Source organism: Insolitispirillum peregrinum, from assembly GCF_900156605.1.
GTDB classification, from domain to species: domain Bacteria; phylum Pseudomonadota; class Alphaproteobacteria; order Rhodospirillales; family Rhodospirillaceae; genus Insolitispirillum; species Insolitispirillum peregrinum.
Genome location: NZ_FTOA01000005.1, coordinates 299,117 through 315,520 on the forward strand (window position 1 = coordinate 299,117; position 16,404 = coordinate 315,520).

13 protein-coding genes are annotated in these 16,404 nt (G+C 61.1%); 10 read left to right on the forward strand and 3 right to left on the reverse strand.

The window, feature by feature from the left end:
• Nucleotides 1–222 precede the first annotated feature (222 nt).
• The 3 genes from BW995_RS14755 to BW995_RS14765 all read right to left on the reverse strand — a co-directional run bounded on the left by BW995_RS14755 (nucleotide 223) and on the right by BW995_RS14765 (nucleotide 3,019).
• Nucleotides 223–921, reverse strand: a complete 699-nt coding sequence (locus BW995_RS14755) for a response regulator (RefSeq protein ID WP_076401165.1) — start codon at nucleotides 919–921, stop codon at nucleotides 223–225.
• Nucleotides 922–1,241: 320 nt separating this feature from the next.
• Nucleotides 1,242–2,366 (reverse strand): esterase-like activity of phytase family protein, encoded by a 1,125-nt coding sequence (locus BW995_RS14760; RefSeq protein WP_076401166.1) that lies wholly within the window; start codon nucleotides 2,364–2,366, stop codon nucleotides 1,242–1,244.
• A gap of 143 nt (nucleotides 2,367–2,509) precedes the next feature.
• Nucleotides 2,510–3,019 carry an invasion associated locus B family protein gene (locus BW995_RS14765; protein WP_076401167.1) on the reverse strand — a complete coding sequence of 170 codons (510 nt, stop codon included), beginning with the start codon at nucleotides 3,017–3,019 and terminating at the stop codon, nucleotides 2,510–2,512.
• A 330-nt stretch (nucleotides 3,020–3,349) separates the two neighbouring features.
• On the opposite strand from BW995_RS14765, the gene msrP reads away from it, so the two are divergent.
• The 10 genes from msrP (at nucleotide 3,350) to BW995_RS14815 (ending at nucleotide 16,274) form a co-directional block, all read left to right on the forward strand.
• Nucleotides 3,350–4,327 (forward strand): protein-methionine-sulfoxide reductase catalytic subunit MsrP, encoded by a 978-nt coding sequence (msrP, locus tag BW995_RS14770; protein ID WP_076401168.1) that lies wholly within the window; start codon nucleotides 3,350–3,352, stop codon nucleotides 4,325–4,327.
• Entirely contained in the window at nucleotides 4,311–4,970 is a 660-nt protein-coding gene (locus BW995_RS14775; RefSeq protein ID WP_245821474.1) for a protein-methionine-sulfoxide reductase heme-binding subunit MsrQ, read from the forward strand. The genes msrP and BW995_RS14775 overlap by 17 nt, the downstream gene beginning before the upstream one ends.
• A gap of 245 nt (nucleotides 4,971–5,215) precedes the next feature.
• Nucleotides 5,216–7,684 carry a sensor domain-containing protein gene (locus BW995_RS14780; protein WP_175617086.1) on the forward strand — a complete coding sequence of 823 codons (2,469 nt, stop codon included), beginning with the start codon at nucleotides 5,216–5,218 and terminating at the stop codon, nucleotides 7,682–7,684.
• Nucleotides 7,685–7,924: 240 nt separating this feature from the next.
• Nucleotides 7,925–8,587 carry a LuxR C-terminal-related transcriptional regulator gene (locus tag BW995_RS14785; RefSeq protein WP_076401171.1) on the forward strand — a complete coding sequence of 221 codons (663 nt, stop codon included), beginning with the start codon at nucleotides 7,925–7,927 and terminating at the stop codon, nucleotides 8,585–8,587.
• A 134-nt stretch (nucleotides 8,588–8,721) separates the two neighbouring features.
• On the forward strand, nucleotides 8,722–9,828 hold the full coding sequence (gene glpX / locus BW995_RS14790; RefSeq protein WP_076401172.1) for a class II fructose-bisphosphatase: 1,107 nt from the start codon (nucleotides 8,722–8,724) through the stop codon (nucleotides 9,826–9,828).
• Nucleotides 9,829–9,842: 14 nt separating this feature from the next.
• Nucleotides 9,843–10,805: a phosphoribulokinase gene (locus BW995_RS14795; RefSeq protein WP_076401173.1), complete on the forward strand. Its 963-nt coding sequence runs from the start codon at nucleotides 9,843–9,845 to the stop codon at nucleotides 10,803–10,805.
• Between the two features lie 49 nt (nucleotides 10,806–10,854).
• Nucleotides 10,855–12,849, forward strand: a complete 1,995-nt coding sequence (gene tkt, locus BW995_RS14800) for a transketolase (RefSeq protein WP_076401174.1) — start codon at nucleotides 10,855–10,857, stop codon at nucleotides 12,847–12,849.
• 86 nt (nucleotides 12,850–12,935) lie between these two features.
• Nucleotides 12,936–14,000: a class II fructose-bisphosphate aldolase gene (fba, locus tag BW995_RS14805; RefSeq protein WP_076401175.1), complete on the forward strand. Its 1,065-nt coding sequence runs from the start codon at nucleotides 12,936–12,938 to the stop codon at nucleotides 13,998–14,000.
• 235 nt (nucleotides 14,001–14,235) lie between these two features.
• Nucleotides 14,236–14,880, forward strand: coding sequence for a ribulose-phosphate 3-epimerase (gene rpe, locus BW995_RS14810; protein ID WP_076401176.1), 645 nt, complete (start codon nucleotides 14,236–14,238; stop codon nucleotides 14,878–14,880).
• Between the two features lie 353 nt (nucleotides 14,881–15,233).
• On the forward strand, nucleotides 15,234–16,274 hold the full coding sequence (locus BW995_RS14815; protein WP_076401326.1) for a PstS family phosphate ABC transporter substrate-binding protein: 1,041 nt from the start codon (nucleotides 15,234–15,236) through the stop codon (nucleotides 16,272–16,274).
• Nucleotides 16,275–16,404: the final 130 nt, after the last annotated feature.

A 16,404-nucleotide genomic window follows, 5' to 3' on the forward strand; every position in this document is an offset into this window, starting at 1 on the left:
ACTCGTCACTTACCCCTGGACTGGTACCGGTCAGGGGTATTACCGGAAAATGTCGATCGGGTACGATGCCTGTGCGGGGTGGTGAGATCAAAGTCTTTCGTACCAGAGAGGCAGGCCTGTTTTGTGCTTCATCCCGGCGCAGGACAAAACAAATCCCGAGTGGGGGCCTGTCCACTCGGGATTTGTTCTGCGCTTTTTTACCCTGTTCGGGGAAAGGGGCGCTTACCCTGCACTGTGTTCGGTACGTTCACGCCGGGCGGCACTGATCGCCTTGGTGCGGTTGTTGACACCATAGGCGCGCAGAATGGCAGTGACGTGCACCTTGACAGTGGCTTCTGCCAGTGTCAGCTGTTCGGCGATTTCCTTGTTGGACAGCCCCTCAACCACCAGATCCAGCACTTCGCGCTGGCGAGGGGTCAGGGCGTTGATGCCCGGTGTCGAAATTGACGGGCCGTGCCCATGCTCAAGGCCCTGCTGTCCTGACGGGCTGCTGGCGGCATGGGAGTCCGCCGCACTGCGCAGGGCACGTTCTGCGATCATCGGCGGAACATAGATGCCTCCGGCCAGAATCAGCGCCAGTGCCGCCCGCATGACGTCTTCGGGCAGGGATTTCGGCAGGTATCCTGCGGCTCCCCGTTCCAGGGCACCAAGGGCCGATTGGTGGCTTTCATCCGCCGAGACCACAACAACCGGGACCGGAGACACGGCTGAACGGGCCAGGGTCAATCCTTCCAGACCATTGTTGCCGGGCATGAACAGGTCGATCAGGAACAGGTCCAGATCGGGGTGTTCCTCTGCGCTGCGCAGAGCGGCAGAGAGGGTATCGGCTTCAAGCACCGTCGCACCCGGGCTAACGCGTTCCAGCGTCAAGGACAGGGCCCGACGGACCAGAGGGTGATCATCGGCAATTAAAAACTTCATTCACGTATTCCGTCCCCGGGTGCGATTACTGCGGCGAGTATAGAGTCGGTTATTGGACACGGATACCCCTCTGGTTGATGCGGCCGTCTGGCATGTCAGATTGCGAGCGTTTCAGGAAGGGTTCCGATTTGCAATCCGTGAATATTTAGGCATATCAGAACGAAACATGCAATGGGTCAAGCGGCCTAGACCAGCGTGCGCTAAATCTGACGCAGGCACGCTGGTCTAACCTTTTGTCGTGCCGCAGTGATTTTGCGCAAAACCGGTTCCCACTTTTGCGCTCACTGCTCTAAAAATCCGAAAAGGCCCAAGGGAGTACTTTAAGGGGAGACGATGAGGCACAGGCTACAGTCAACAGTCAGAATCATTGTCCGCTGAAGGGAGAGGTAATTGTTGTCGGTCACCATCCACAGAGTATGCGGGTTTCGCGGGTCACGGGTCAGGCCTTCCCAGTTGTCCTGAACCGGATCCTGCGTCAACCAGGCGATGACCTCACTACGGATCGGGGGCGTCTTTGGGGTCGCGTTCAGGAGATCACGCAGCGGCACACGGGTCAGGCGGGCGGCAAAGCCGCTGGTCAGGTGAAAGCTGCGCTCGAGAATGATGGCGGTCATCGTCTCCGGGGCGTCTCCCAGAACGGCGAGGGAGGTCGGGACAAAGTCATGGTCAAGGGCGAGCGAAAAGCTGCTCCAGACCAGCGGGGGAACGCTGTCTGACCATGGGCCCTGCGGCGTTGCCAGCCAGCCGGTGGTGTGGTCTCCGCCCTGATCGCCCTCCAGCAATGCAATCAGCCGACCGTCGGGCAGGACCGTCAGGGATTCAATGCCGCCGTTGTAAGGCGCTTCCTGCAGGCCCGGAGGAGGGGGGAGCAGGTGGGCGTTGCCCGCAAGGGGCGGCCTGCCGTTTTCAAGGGGTGGGTAATACGCCAGCCGGTGATGGCGTTCAAAGCTGACAATCTGCCCGCCGTTGGGGGTGCTGGTGACCTCTTCGGCATCCAGTTCCTTGCTGCCACTCAGGGGAAGGCCCTGTTCCTGATGCAGAAAATCAATCGACCAGTCCGGAATGGCGGAAGGAAAACGGTCCTGTTGTCCGGGCAGTGGCAGGCGAAGCCAGTAGCCCCGGTCGGAAATGAAGGTGGCGGTTCCGTCTGGCGCGATGGTCAGCCCGGACAATCCCCCCACCCGTGGATCCGTCGAGGTCAGTTCGACCGCGCCAATGACCTGCGGCAGCGCTCTGGCCGTTCCATCACCCAGCAGGGGGCCGGACCAGGGGTGCTGTGCCTTGTACAGAGGGGACGTTGACAGGGTGGTCCGGGCCGGTATCAGCAGTTCCGTCTCGATCGGAGCGCAGCTGGCGGTCACGCCCATCATGCAGCCCGCCAGCACCAGCCCCTTGATCCGGCGAATGCCAAAGATGCGCCGCAAGGTGTGAAGGATGGCGTGCATGAGATGGTCCTGTTGGTTTTGTGAAAACCGGTTCCCGTTTTTCGTGCGACGCCCTGTGTGCAACATTCTGGACACAAAAGGCGCCCGGGGACAGTCCTCCGGGCGCCTTTTGGCAGGGTGTCGCAGGTAAACCCGAAATGGGGTTACTTGCTCAGTCCGTCAAGACCAGCCGAGAAACCATTCAGGCTGACCGGAATGGTGATCGACTGACCGTTTGGCATCACATAGGACACCTTGAACGTCTTGCCGGATTTGAAGCTCTGCACGCCGGTCTGATCCAGGGTCAGGGTGGTCCGGCAGCCGGGCTGGGCACACTGAACGAACGGCACCCGGTTGGGCTTGTCGTCGTCAATTTGCAGGTTCAGACCCGGAACCAGCAGCGTCCCCAGCGGGGCGATGATGGTCATCTGGGGGGCCTTTTTGCCATCTTGCTGCGGCACCATGGCGACAACAACGGCCAGCATGGTCCGCTTGTCTTCCTTGGTGGTGGGGGCCTGGGCGATGTGGCAGATGCGCTTGGCACCGTCACCTTCGCAGTTGGCGGTCCAATCACCGAACTTCTGGTTCGGCTTCACTTCAGCCATGGCCGAGGCGGCCGACAGGGCACAGACGGTAGCGGCGATAGCGCCGGCAACCAGAGAAAGCTTACGCACGATGACTCCTTCGCTCGATGGCTTTCGAAAGAGAAAGAAAAAGTCCGACTGCCTCCGTGGAAACAACCCGAAAGCCTCCCTTGTGGCGGGGGGCTGCTGTCGGTCTGGTCCATGGTGGATCGGCTAGGCGCGACAGTGGGCCTTTCTGCGCTGTCTTGCAACTGTAGACCGCATGACCCAACTCTTTTTTGTGCTTTTTTGCAATTTTTTTATCCCTGAGCCCCGGTGTTGCGGCTGAGAGTGATGGTCACGGGCATGTGAGAGGCAGAAGGGTGACGGGCATGGCATAGTGTCCGCAATACTTCCTTATACAGTACGGAGCGTCTGGTTATGCTGATCCGGTCGTTGGCGCGTTGGATGGAACGCGAGAGTGCGGTCACTCCTTATGATGATTACCTCAACCGGCGGACCTTTCTGCAAGGGACGGCAGGTGTGATTGCTGGCGGTGCCCTGGCGCTGGGGAGCGGTCGTGCGCAGGCGGCGGTGTCCCGCCCGGCGGACGGGGAAGGGCTGGCAGTCTTGCCGGGAGTGCAGGAAAGCCCGTTGTCAACATCCGGCGAGACGCTGACGCCGTACAAGGACGCCACCAGCTACAACAATTACTACGAGTTCGGTACCGACAAGGGCGACCCGGTCCGCTATGCGGCCAGTCTGAAGCCGCGCCCGTGGACGATCACCGTTGACGGGGCCTGTGCCAAACCGGGGGTTCTGGACGTCGAAACCCTGTTGGGCATGCCGCTGGAAGAACGCATCTATCGCCTGCGCTGCGTTGAAGCCTGGTCGATGGTCATTCCGTGGGTCGGGGTGTCGCTGAAGGCGGTGATCGACCGTTTTCAGCCGTTGTCGTCGGCCCGCTTCATCCGCTTTGAAACGCTGAATGATCCGGTCCAGATGCCGGGGGTGCGGCGGGCGGTTCTCGACTGGCCCTATGTCGAGGGGCTGCGGATGGATGAGGCTGTTCATCCGTTGACCATTCTGGCGGTGGGTCTGTACGGCAGTGTTCTGCCCAACCAGAATGGTGCCCCGGCGCGGCTGGTGGTGCCATGGAAATACGGTTTCAAGTCGATCAAGTCGATCGTGCGGATTTCGTTTGTTGAAACGGCACCGCTGACCTCGTGGGCCAAGGCTGGTCCGACCGAGTACGGTTTTTATGCCAACGTCAACCCGGCGGTCGATCATCCGCGCTGGAGCCAGGCACGAGAGCGCCGGATCGGGGAATTTCGCCGACGGGAAACCTTGCCGTTCAATGGCTATGGCGAGCAGGTAGCGGATTTGTACAAGGGGATGGACCTTGCAAAATTCTACTGAGGCCGTGCGTGGGCGTCAGCAGGGCGGCGGGCTGATCAATCCGCGCTGGTTTCCCCGCTGGCTGAAACCGGTGGTGCATGCTGCCTGCCTGCTGCCGTTGGTATGGGTTGTGCTGGCGGCGTGGCAGGACAGGCTGGGGGCAAACCCGATCGAGGCCATCACCCGCTTTCTGGGAGACTGGGCCTTGCGCGGGCTGCTGGTTGCCTTGCTGGTGACGCCCCTGCGGCGTTTTTCCGGCTGGACTGCGGTCATGCGGTTGCGGCGGCCCCTGGGTTTGTGGGCCTTTGCTTACGCCCTTTTACATTTACTGTCCTATGTCGTGCTGGATCAGTATTTTGACTGGGCTGTGATCTGGGGCGATATTCTGAAGCGGACCTATATTACGCTGGGAATGGCTTCGGCGGTGATCCTGCTGGTTCTGGCGGTGACCTCGATCCCGGCATTGATTCGCCGTTTGGGCGGGCGGCGCTGGGTGTTTCTGCATAAAAGTGTCTATCTGGCCAGTGTTCTAGGGATTTTGCACTACTTCTGGATGGTCAAAGCGGATACATCTTCACCGTGGCTCTATGCTGTTTGTCTGATGTTTCTGCTTGTCCTTCGCCTTCCTTTCCCGCACCGGAGAAACCCAGCACTTAAGTCTTGAATATCGCGCGCTATCAGCGGATAAAGACTACCGGTAACGTAGCTGCGGTCATTCTTTCAAAGAATAATTCAGCATCAACAGGATCGGAGCCGTGAGCCAGCGCGGTCATGGCTCCGGGGTATCCCTCGACTTGCAGGGTGATGCCGCATACTCTTAGAGTGATGGGTCTGTCTGATTTGGATGTCACGGGTATGATGACGGGGGGGGAACGCGCAACGATGGGCAGCTGCACAAGCCGTTCAGACTTGGCTGATTATGTCGCCGATCTCAGCCCGGACATGATCTGTCTGTGTGTTGATTCGGTGATCACCTACCTCAATCCCGCCGGACGGGTATTGCTGGACAGGAAGGCCGATGGCGCATCCCTGATCGGCAAGCCGCTGATCGACATTATCCATATCGACTATCAGCCAATTCTCGAAGACGGCCTGGGCGAACTGGTCGAGGCCGATTCACTGCCCCTGATGCTGGTCGATGCCTGCGGCCATCCGGTCGAAGTCGAAATGCGTGTGCTGCCAATCCCCGCCGAGGCTTTGGGGCAGGGGGCAATGGCCGGAACGCTGGCCGCTGCCCGTGGGCCTGCCTATCTGGTGCATGCCCATCCGGTCGGTGAGCGCATGCAGGCGGTGCAGGAAATCCTGGAAAGCGAGCGCCGCTATCGCTCGCTGGTCAATCTTGCCCTCGATTTCATGTGTCTGGTTGACGGGCAGGGGCGGATCACCCTTGCCAACAAATCGGCCCAGGTTCTGCTGGATCTGGATGCCGACACCCTGATGGAACGGACGCTGCCCGATATCGTGCACCCGGACTATCAGGCGATGATCGAACTCGGGCTGGAAACGCTGGCCGGGGAAAGTGGCCTGCTGCCGCTGAAATTTGTTGACCGTCAGGGTGAAGCAATCGACGTCGAGGCCCGCTTTACGGCGCTGGGACGGGCCGACAGTTTCATGCTGGAAGCGCGCGACATTCGCCAGCAGTTGCGGTCCGCCGAGGCCGTGCGCGAGCGTGAACAGCGGTTGCAGGGTATTCTCGATACCGTTGCCGAAGCGATTATTTCTGCCGATGACATGGGGATCATCCAGTCGTTCAACCGGGCTGCCGAAGCCATTTTCGGCTACAGCAGCAGTGAAGTGGTCGGGCGGAACCTGTCAGTGCTGATGCCTGAGCCCCATGCATCGCATCATGACGGTTATATGAAAACATTCCGCAGCAACGGTGCCTCGGGGGTGCTGGGGAAGGGGCGCGAGCTGGAGGGCCGTCGCAAGGATGGCTCGATCTTCCCGCTGGAGTTGAATGTAACCGAGTTGCGCCTGGGCCGGAACCGCTTGCTGACCGGCATCATCCGCGACATTACCGACCGCAAGCGCGCCGAAGAGGCCGAACGCCGGTACAAGGAAGAGCTGGAGCAGAAGGTCGAGGAACGAACCCGTGACCTGCGGCGTCTGTCGCGGCAGACGCAGGGCATTCTTGATTCTGCCGGGGACGGGATTGTCGGCCTGGATATGGATGGCAAGATTACCTTTGCCAATCCGGCGGCAGCGGCAATGCTGGGCTATGAGCAAGGCGACCTGCAGGGCCGGGCCGCCAACGAGGTGTTCCTGGCCGGGGAAGGTCGCCGCAAGGGCAAGGGGCTGCGGATCCGGGCTGCGATGCGGCTGGGGGTGATGGGCCAGCGGATCGAGCAGACACTGGTTGCCCGCACGGGGCATACCTTTGATGCCGAATATGCCGCCAGTCCAATCGAAGATGACGGCGACATTTCGGGCGTGGTGGTGGTGTTCCGCGACATCAGCGACCGCAAGGCTGCCGAGGCCCGCCTGAAGGTCGCCGGGACGGTGTTTGAAACCACCGCCGAGGGCATTCTGGTCAGTGATGCGCGGGGGCGCATTTCAATGGCCAATGCGGCCTGCGCCCGCATCACCGGCTGGATGTCGGAACAATGCCTGGACCGCACGGTGCAGGAGGTGTTGTTCCCTGGAAACGAGCCGGTCTTTGAAGAAATGGTGGCCGAGTTGATGGCCCGCCAGAGCTGTGAACTGGAATTCTGGAGTTCCCGGTTGGACGGTGGCGAATATGCTGCCCGTCTGGCGGCATCGGTGGTGCCTGACAGCGTCGGGACTTCGCACCGGATTGTGATCGTGGTCAACGACATCACCCAGCGCAAACGCGACGAAGAGCGCATCCGTTTCCAGGCCAACTATGATTCCCTGACCGGCCTGCCCAACCGTGCCCTGTTCAATGACCGGCTGGATCAGGCGGTGTCGGCGGCACGGCGGGCGGGGACGATGGTCGGGCTGATGTTCATCGACCTTGACGGATTCAAGGCGGTCAACGATACGCTGGGGCACGATGCCGGGGACCTGCTGCTGAAAGGTGCTGCCGGGCGGCTGCGCAAATGCGTGCGGGAATCCGATACCGTGGCCCGTCTGGGCGGTGACGAGTTCACCATCATCATGGGCAACCTCGACAGCCCCGAAGGCGCCGGGCAGGTGGCCGGGCGGATCATCGAGAGTCTGACGGTGCCGTTTGACCTGTCGGTTGATGACGGGAAAGTCCGTGAGGGGCGTGTTTCGGCCTCGATCGGGATTGCCGTCCTGCCGAACCATGGCGATACATCGGACGATATTCTGCGCCATGCGGATGCGGCGATGTACCACGCCAAGGAACAGGGAAAGGCGAATTACCAGTTTTTCCGGCCAGAGCTTCTGGACTAATCGACGCAGAAGCCCCATAAACAGAATCGGAAAACGAACAGGACCGACGCCCGCAACAGTTGGAATCGCTCTAAAATTTAAAAAGCGACGAAAGCCGGTGTGGCGGGGCTGGTGTTCTGGGGGCTGTTTGCGGTACGGTTCTTTTACATATCGATGACACGGCCCGTGTCGTTGTGAACCGTTGGATGAAATAAGAAAATCTCCGCCGCGTTGCTGACGTCGGGAATGGATGAGACAGGAATGTCGGAAGAAAATAACGAAGACGGCCAAGGCTCCGGCAACAAGCGCCGCCGCCCTATCGACATTGTGATCGCCGAAAAGAACCCGTTGCTGATGAGCAGCCTGATCAAGCTGTTTGCCGGGGATGACCGTTTCGCGTTGGTGGCGACTACCCCCGATGGTGAACGTTTCATTTCAGCCGTCGAGCGGCTGACCTTTGATGTCGCCATCATCGGTTGGGAAATGCCCTATATGGATGGTCGTGGCGTGTTGCAGGCCCTTCAAGGGCGCTCGGCGGCCCCGCGGGTGATCGTCTATACCGGCAGTGCCAGCCCGGAAATTCCGCGTGTTGCCATGTCGCTGGGCGCTGCCGGGTTCTGTTCCAAGTCTGATCCGCCGGCGCAATTGCTGGAAACGGTGGCGGCGGTGGCCGATGGGCGGATGATGTTCCCGTTCGTTGATGTCAGCCAGCTGGCCAATGATCCGTTCTCGGGGCTGACCCCGCGTGAACGGGAACTGCTGGCGGCACTGGCCAGTGGCCTGACCAACGCCCAGATTGCGGGAAAGCTGGATATCTCCCTGAACACGGTCAAGTTCCACCTGAAAAACCTGTATGACAAGCTGGGTGTGTCGAACCGTGCGCAGGCGGTGGCCCACTACCTGAAAGGGCGGGAAGGACGATGATGTCGGGCGGAAAAGGGACCTCACTGCCCTTTTCCGCTGTTTTTTGGCGGGGTTGGCGAGCCTTTTGCTTTTCATCCCGCCCACAGTACGCTATCACCCGCCCACTTTTGCGACAGTCATAAAGGGATGCGGTGATGCCGTGGTCGATGGACCCCTACGGGCTTTTCCATAGCGACGCTTCGAATGCGGCTCCGGCTGTTGGTGAGGCTGGCAAGACTGGTGCGTCCCGCCGCCCGCGGGCGCCGCTGTTCACCTATGGCCTGCGTACCATCACCGAAGCCGCTGCCCGCGCCGCCTCTGCCGGGATCGAGCAGGGCGACAAGGAACAAAGCGACCGCGCCGCCACCGCTGCCATGCGGGCCGAGCTGGATTGCCTGCCGATCAACGGGATGGTGGTTCTGGGCGAAGGCAACCGCGAACAGGGTCAAAGCCTGTATGTCGGCGAGCAGATCGGTGATCCGGCAGCGCCAGTGCAGTTTGATATTGCGGTCGATCCGGTCGAAGGCACCAGCTATGTCGCCAGCGGTATGACCAATGCGCTGGCGGTGATCGCGCTGGCTCCGCGCGGGGCAATGTTGCAGCCAGGCCCTTGTTTTTACATGGAAAAATTTGTTGGGCCGCCGCAGGTCAAGGGCAAAATCGATCCGCAGGCACCGGTGGCTGACAAACTGGCAACCGTGGCACGGGAAACTGGCAAGGCGGTGTCTGACCTGACGGTGTTCGTGCTGGAAAAGCCGCGCCACCGTGATCTGGTGCAGGAGATTTATGCCGCCGGAGCCAAAGTACTGCTCTATCCGGCAGGCGACATTGCCGGGGCGCTGATGGCGGCAATCCCGGATTCAGGCGTCGATTGCCTGATGGGCACCGGGGGAACCCCGGAGGGGATCATGACCGCCTGCGCCATCCGCGCGCTGGGCGGAGAATTCATGGGGCGGATGAATCCCCAGCTTAACAGCGAGCGTCTGGCGGTCAAGGCGGCGGGGATTTCCACCACCGACTGGCTGCCCTGCGAGACGCTGGTGACCTCGGACAAGGTGTTCTTTTGTGCCACCGGTATCACCACCGGCTTGTTGCTGCAAGGCGTGGAGCGGCAAGGAGGCAGCAGTGTCCGCACCCAGACCCTGATGATTTGCGGTCAGTCGGCCGAGCGCCAGATCCTGACCACCTATCATCGCAGCCGCCCCCTCGGCCCCCTCGGCGTTCCGCCGGGCGCTGATGCCGCCAGCCACAGCCGGGCCTGAGCGGGGAGAGCGCCATGCCAAAGAACCGCAAGCTTAACCGTCCGGTGATTTTGGGGATTGTCGGCGACTCTGGTGCCGGTAAGACCACTCTGGCGCAGGGGATTGCCTCGATCCTCGGGCCATCGCGGGTGACGATGATCTGCACCGACGACTATCACCGCTATTCCCGTGAGGAACGGGCCCTCAGCGGCGTGTCGGCGCTGGATCCCAAGGGCAACTATATGGACATCATGGAGCAGCACATCCAGTTGCTGCGCGCCGGGCGTCCGATCCTGAAGCCGGTCTACAACCATACCAACGGCACGCTGGACGCGCCGGAATATGTCGAGCCGGGCGAATACATGATCGTCGAGGGCCTGCTGGGCTATTCCACGCGCGCCATGCGGGACTGCTATGACGTCAAGCTGTACCTCGAACCGCAGGAAGAATTGCGGGCGGCGTGGAAAATGCAGCGCGACGTCAGCAAGCGCGGTTACACCGCCGATGAAGTGCGCCGCCAAATCGAAAAGCGGTTGCGTGATGGTATTACCTTTATCCGCCCGCAACGAACCTTTGCCGATCTGGTGCTGTCTTTTCGCCATCCTGTGGCGTCGTCTCTGGGGGAACCCGAGGAAGACGACAAGGATACTGCCTCTTACCTGAATGCCCGCCATACGCTGCGCCCGACCCTGCCGCATCCCGACCTGACGCCGATTGTCGAGGGGTCAAAAAACGGTATCCGGCTAGAGCTTGCTCGTGATATTGACGGCAAGCCCGTCGACGTCCTGGAGATCGAAGGCGACGTGGATGACAAGCGGGCAAAGGCGATGGAGGATCTGTTGTGGAACCTGATTCCCGAAGCGAACCACTTGCGGTCCAACCTTGGGCAGTATATGGACGCCAGTCAGGAAACCCGCATGTCGCACCCGCTGGCCCTGTCGCAGTTGTTGATCACCTACCATCTGGTGAAGGCTGCCATGGGCCATTATGCCATTTAACACACCCAGTCCCATCCAACTGATGCCGAGTGAGCCGGGAACATTGACCATGACTTCTGAAACCGTAAGCCACGCCCAACTTGCCAATGCCATTCGCTTTCTGTCCGCTGATGCCGTGCAAAAGGCGAATTCCGGCCATCCGGGGATGCCGCTGGGCATGGCCGACGTGGCAGCGGTGCTGTTCACCCGCTTCATGAAGTTCGATGCGGATCAGCCGCGCTGGCCCGACCGTGACCGCTTTGTGCTGTCGGCGGGTCACGGCTCGATGCTGCTGTACTCGCTGGGCTATCTGCTGGGCTACCGCGATGTGACCCGCGAAGAGCTGGAAAACTTCCGCCAGTTGGGCCACGTCACCGCCGGGCACCCGGAATTCGGCCACATCCAGATGGCTGACACCACCACCGGCCCGCTGGGGCAGGGCATCACCAACGCGGTCGGTATGGCGCTGGCCGAAAAGATGCTGGCCGCCCGTTTCGGCGGCGAGGTGGTTGACCACTTCACCTATGTGATCGCCGGTGACGGCTGCCTGATGGAAGGCGTGTCGCAGGAAGCGATCTCGCTGGCTGGCCACTGGAAGCTGAACAAGCTGGTCCTGCTGTGGGACGACAACGAAATCTGCATCGACGGCAAGGTGTCGCTGGCCCAGAGCGATGACCAGATCCTGCGCTTCCAGGCGTCGGGCTGGAACACCATCGCCATCGACGGCCATGACCCGGTGGCGATTGCGGCGGCGCTGGAACAGGCCCGCAGCAGCGACAAGCCGACCATGATCGCCTGCAAGACCACCATCGGCAAGGGCGCCCCGACGCTGGCCGGTTCGGAAAAGACCCACGGCGCGCCGCTGGGTGACAAGGAACTGGCTGGCATGCGCGACGCGCTGGGCTGGCCCTATGCTCCGTTCGAGGTTCCCGACGACATCCTGTCGGTCTGGCGTGCCGCTGGCACCCGTGGCAGCGCCGAGCGTCTGCAGTGGGAAAAGCGCGTTGACGCCCTGCCGGCGGATGCCAAGGTGACCTTCGTGACCTCGTTGCAGGGTCGCATCCCCGACGCCACCGACGCCGCCATTGACGCTTTCAAGCAGAAGATGGCCGCAGACACTCCGAAGGTTGCCACCCGCAAGGCCAGCCAGATGGTGCTGGAAGCGGTCGTTCCGACCATTCCGCAGATCGTTGGCGGGTCTGCTGACCTGACCCACTCCAACCTGACCATCACCAAGGACATGAAGTCGGTCCTGCCGACCGATTTCACCGGCAATTACATCCACTATGGCGTGCGCGAGCACGGCATGGGCTCGATCATGAACGGCATCGCCCTGCACGGCGGCCTGATCCCCTACGGCGGCACCTTCATGGTGTTCTCGGACTACTGCCGTCCGTCGATCCGCATGAGCGCCCTGATGGAACAGCGGGTGATCTATGTGATGACCCATGACTCGATCGGTCTGGGCGAAGACGGCCCGACCCACCAGCCGGTGGAACATCTGGCCTCGCTGCGCGCCATGCCGAACCTGCGTGTGTTCCGCCCGGCTGACCCGATCGAAACCGCCGAATGCTGGCAGCTGGCCCTGCAGTGGACCCATGGTCCGTCATTCCTGGCCCTCAGCCGCCAGAACCTGCCGACCGTCCGCACCTACACCAAGGAAAACCTCTGCCAGCTGGGCGGCTATGTGCTGTCCGAGCCGGAAGACGGCAAGCGCGACGTCACCATTCTGGCGTCGGGTTCGGAAGTCGAGCTGGCCCTGAAGTCGCAGGTCCTGCTGAACGCCGTCGGCATCAAGGCCGCGGTGGTGTCGATGCCCTGCTGGGAGCTGTTTGATGCCCAGCCGACCACCTACCGCAAGGCGGTTCTGGGCGATGGCCTGCGCATTGCCGTCGAAGCCGGTTCGACCTTTGGCTGGGAACGCTATGTCGGTCTGGACGGCGCGGTTGTCGGCATGACCTCGTTCGGTGCCTCGGGCCCGGCGGATCAACTGTACAAGCATTTTGGCATCACTGCCGAAGCGGTCGCTGATATTGCAGTGGCGCGCCTGAAGCAAAACGCCTAAAAGATACCCGGCCACAGGCCCTGCCCGAAAAGGTGGGGCCTGTGGCGCTTCCCTGATAATTCCAGACGCCCTTGGAGTACAGCATTATGGCCGTTATTACCCTGCGCCAGCTCCTCGACCACGCCGCCGAGTACAGCTATGGCATGCCCGCGTTCAATGTGAACAACATGGAACAGGTGCTGGCCATCATGAACGCTGCCCGCAAGACCGATGCTCCGGTGATCCTGCAGGCCAGCCGTGGCGCCCGCAAGTACGCTGGCGACATCATGATCAAGCACATGATCCTGGCGGTCAGCGAAATGTACCCGGAAATCCCGGTGTGTATGCACCAGGACCACGGCAACTCGCCCTCCACCTGCGCCTCGGCGGTGATGAGCGGGTTCACCTCGGTGATGATGGACGGCTCGCTGGAAGCCGACGCCAAGACCCCGGCCTCCTACGACTACAACGTCGATGTGACCGCCAAGGTGGTCGAAATGTCGCACATGGTCGGCGTGTCGGTCGAAGGTGAGCTGGGCTGCCTCGGCTCGCTGGAAACCGGGCAGGGCGACAAGGAAGACGGTCACGGCTTCGAAGGCACCCTCGACCACTCCCAGCTGCTGACTGACCCGGACCAGGCCGCCGACTTCGTGGCCCGCACCAAGGTTGACGCGCTGGCCGTTGCCATCGGCACCAGCCACGGCGCCTACAAGTTCACCCGCAAGCCGACCGGCGACATTCTGGCGATGAACGTCGTCAAGGCGATCCATGCCCGTCTGCCGAACACCCATCTGGTGATGCACGGCTCCTCGTCGGTGCCGCAGGACCTGCAGGACATCATCAACAAGTTCGGTGGCGAAATGCCGCAGACCTACGGCGTGCCGCTGGAAGAAATCGAAGAAGGCATCAAGTACGGCGTGCGCAAGATCAACATCGACACCGACAACCGCATGGCGATCACCGGTGCGATCCGTCAGATTTTCGCCGAAAAGCCGGGTGAATTCGACCCGCGTTCGTACCTGAAGCCGGCGATGGCGGCGATGGAAAAGGTCTGTATCGACCGCTTTGAACGCTTTGGCGCTGCTGGCAAGGCCAGCAAGATCAAGGCGCTGCCGCTGGATGCGATGGCTGCGGCCTACGCCAGCGGCTCGCTGGACCCCAAGGTTCAGTAAGGCGTTGTAAAACAGGAACAGGCCGCTGGTGGAATATCCGGCGGCCTGTTTTTGTTCCGGGGTGATGAGGCTCAGACCTGCCATTTTTCTTTCATGATCAAAAAATGGGGTCTGGGGCCGACTGGCCCCAGCGAGGTTTGGAGCAGCGCTCCATGATCCTGCTTTCTTTTTGCCGTGTCTTGTGGGGTCAGGCCCACGTTTCAATTGTTGCTCTGGACAAACGGGAGCCCCCTTTATGAGCACTCTGATTGCCCCGTCGATCCTGTCGGCGGACTTTGCCCGTCTGGGTGAGGAAGTGCGCGCCATTGATGCCGCTGGCGCTGACTGGATTCATATCGACGTGATGGATGGCCACTTTGTGCCGAACATCACCATCGGTCCGGCGGTGGTCAAGGCACTGCGCCCGCATTCGCAAAAGGTGTTTGACGTGCACCTGATGATTGATCCGGTCGATTGCTATCTGGCGGACTTCGCCAATGCCGGTGCGGACATCATCACCGTCCATGCCGAAGCGGGCAAGCACCTTGACCGTACCCTGCAAGTGGTGCGCAGTCTGGGCAAGAAGGCCGGCGTGTCGCTGAATCCGGCCACCCCGGAAGGCGTGATCGAATACGTGCTGGACAAGATCGACATGGTGCTGGTGATGTCGGTGAACCCCGGCTTTGGCGGCCAGAGCTTCATCCATTCGCAAGTCGAGAAGATTCGCCGGATCAAGGCGATGATCGGCGAGCGTCCGATTGACATTCAGGTTGACGGTGGGGTGAACGCCGAAACGGCCAAACTGTGCCGCGATGCCGGGGCGACGGTTCTGGTGGCGGGCAGTGCGGCCTTTAAGGGTGGACCGGACCATTATGCGGCCAACATTGCTGCGCTGCGGTAATCACCTGCCTTGACGGTGCAGGGGATGTGCGCGCCCTGTGGTTCACAAGGGGCATTGTGACATCTCCTTTTCGGTTTGTGACAGGGATATGGCGGAAACGGGGGCGATCCTGTTTCCGCCATTTCTGTTATCTTATTGTTTTTCCTGTTAAAAAAATGTGACGGCCTGTCAGAAAAATGCCTCGCGGCTGTCACTGTCATCAAACTTTCATCATTCTGTCACAAGGGCGTCTCGGTCCGTCGCTACAGTGTGCCTCGCAACAAGCCGACAGGAAATGGACCTTCCTGACGCGCTTTACCGGAATTCACTGGACGCGCCCGGCCACAGGGTCGGCGCAACGATTGGAGGCCTCCGTGCTGAAGAAGACCCTCGCCCTTGCCGTGCTGGCGACCGTTGCCACCGCTGGCGCTGCCGAAGCCCGTGACACGATCCGTATCGTCGGTTCCTCGACTGTTTACCCGTTTTCCACCGTCGTTGCCGAAAACTTTGGCAAGTCGACCAGCTTCAAGACCCCGGTGATCGAGTCCACCGGTTCGGGCGGCGGCATCAAGTTGTTCTGCGCTGGCGTTGGCACCGAGCACCCGGACATCGTGAACGCCTCGCGTCGCATGAAGAAGTCGGAATTTGAAACCTGCGACAAGAACGGCGTCAAGGACATCGTCGAAGTCCGCGTCGGTTACGACGGGATCGTGATTGCCAATGCCAAGGCCGCCCCGGCGTTCGACGTGACCCGCGAGCAGCTGTTCATGGCGCTGGCCAAGGAAGTTCCGCAGGGCGACAAGTGGGTCGCCAACCCCTACAAGAAGTGGAGCGACATCAACCCGTCGCTGCCGAACGAAGAAATCGAAGTCCTCGGCCCGCCGCCGACCTCGGGCACCCGTGACGCCTTCACCGAACTGGTGATGGATGCCGCCTGCGAAAAGCTGCCGGCCGCCAAGGCCCTGAAGGACGCTGGCGACGACAAGACCCTGAAGCAAAAGTGCCAGTCGGTGCGCGAAGACGGCGCCTATATCGAAGCCGGTGAAAACGACAACCTGATCGTTCAGAAGCTGGGTGCCAACCAGACCGCCGTCGGTATCTTTGGCTACTCGTTCCTCGAAGAAAACGCCGACAAGATCAAGGGTGCGAAGGTTGACGGCAAGGAGCCGACCTTCGACAACATCTCGTCGGGTGCCTACCCGGTGTCGCGTCCGCTGCAGTTCTATGTCAAGAAGGCCCACATCGGGACCATTCCGGGCATTCAGGAATACCTGAACGAATTCACTGCGGACAAGGCCTGGGGCCCGGAAGGCTATCTGGCTGACAAGGGTCTGATCCCGATGCCGGACGCCGAGCGCGCCAAGTACAAGGAAGCCGCGACCAAGCTGAAGACGCTGACCGCTGGCGACCTCTAAGGTTTCCTGACCGTGTACCGGACGGCGGGGAGCCTGCGGGCTTCCTGCCGCTCTGGTGCGCCTGCTGATGATGTGGCGGGGGACCGGTGCGGGGAAAAGGAAAGACTTTCTGTCAGTATCATAATGCGGT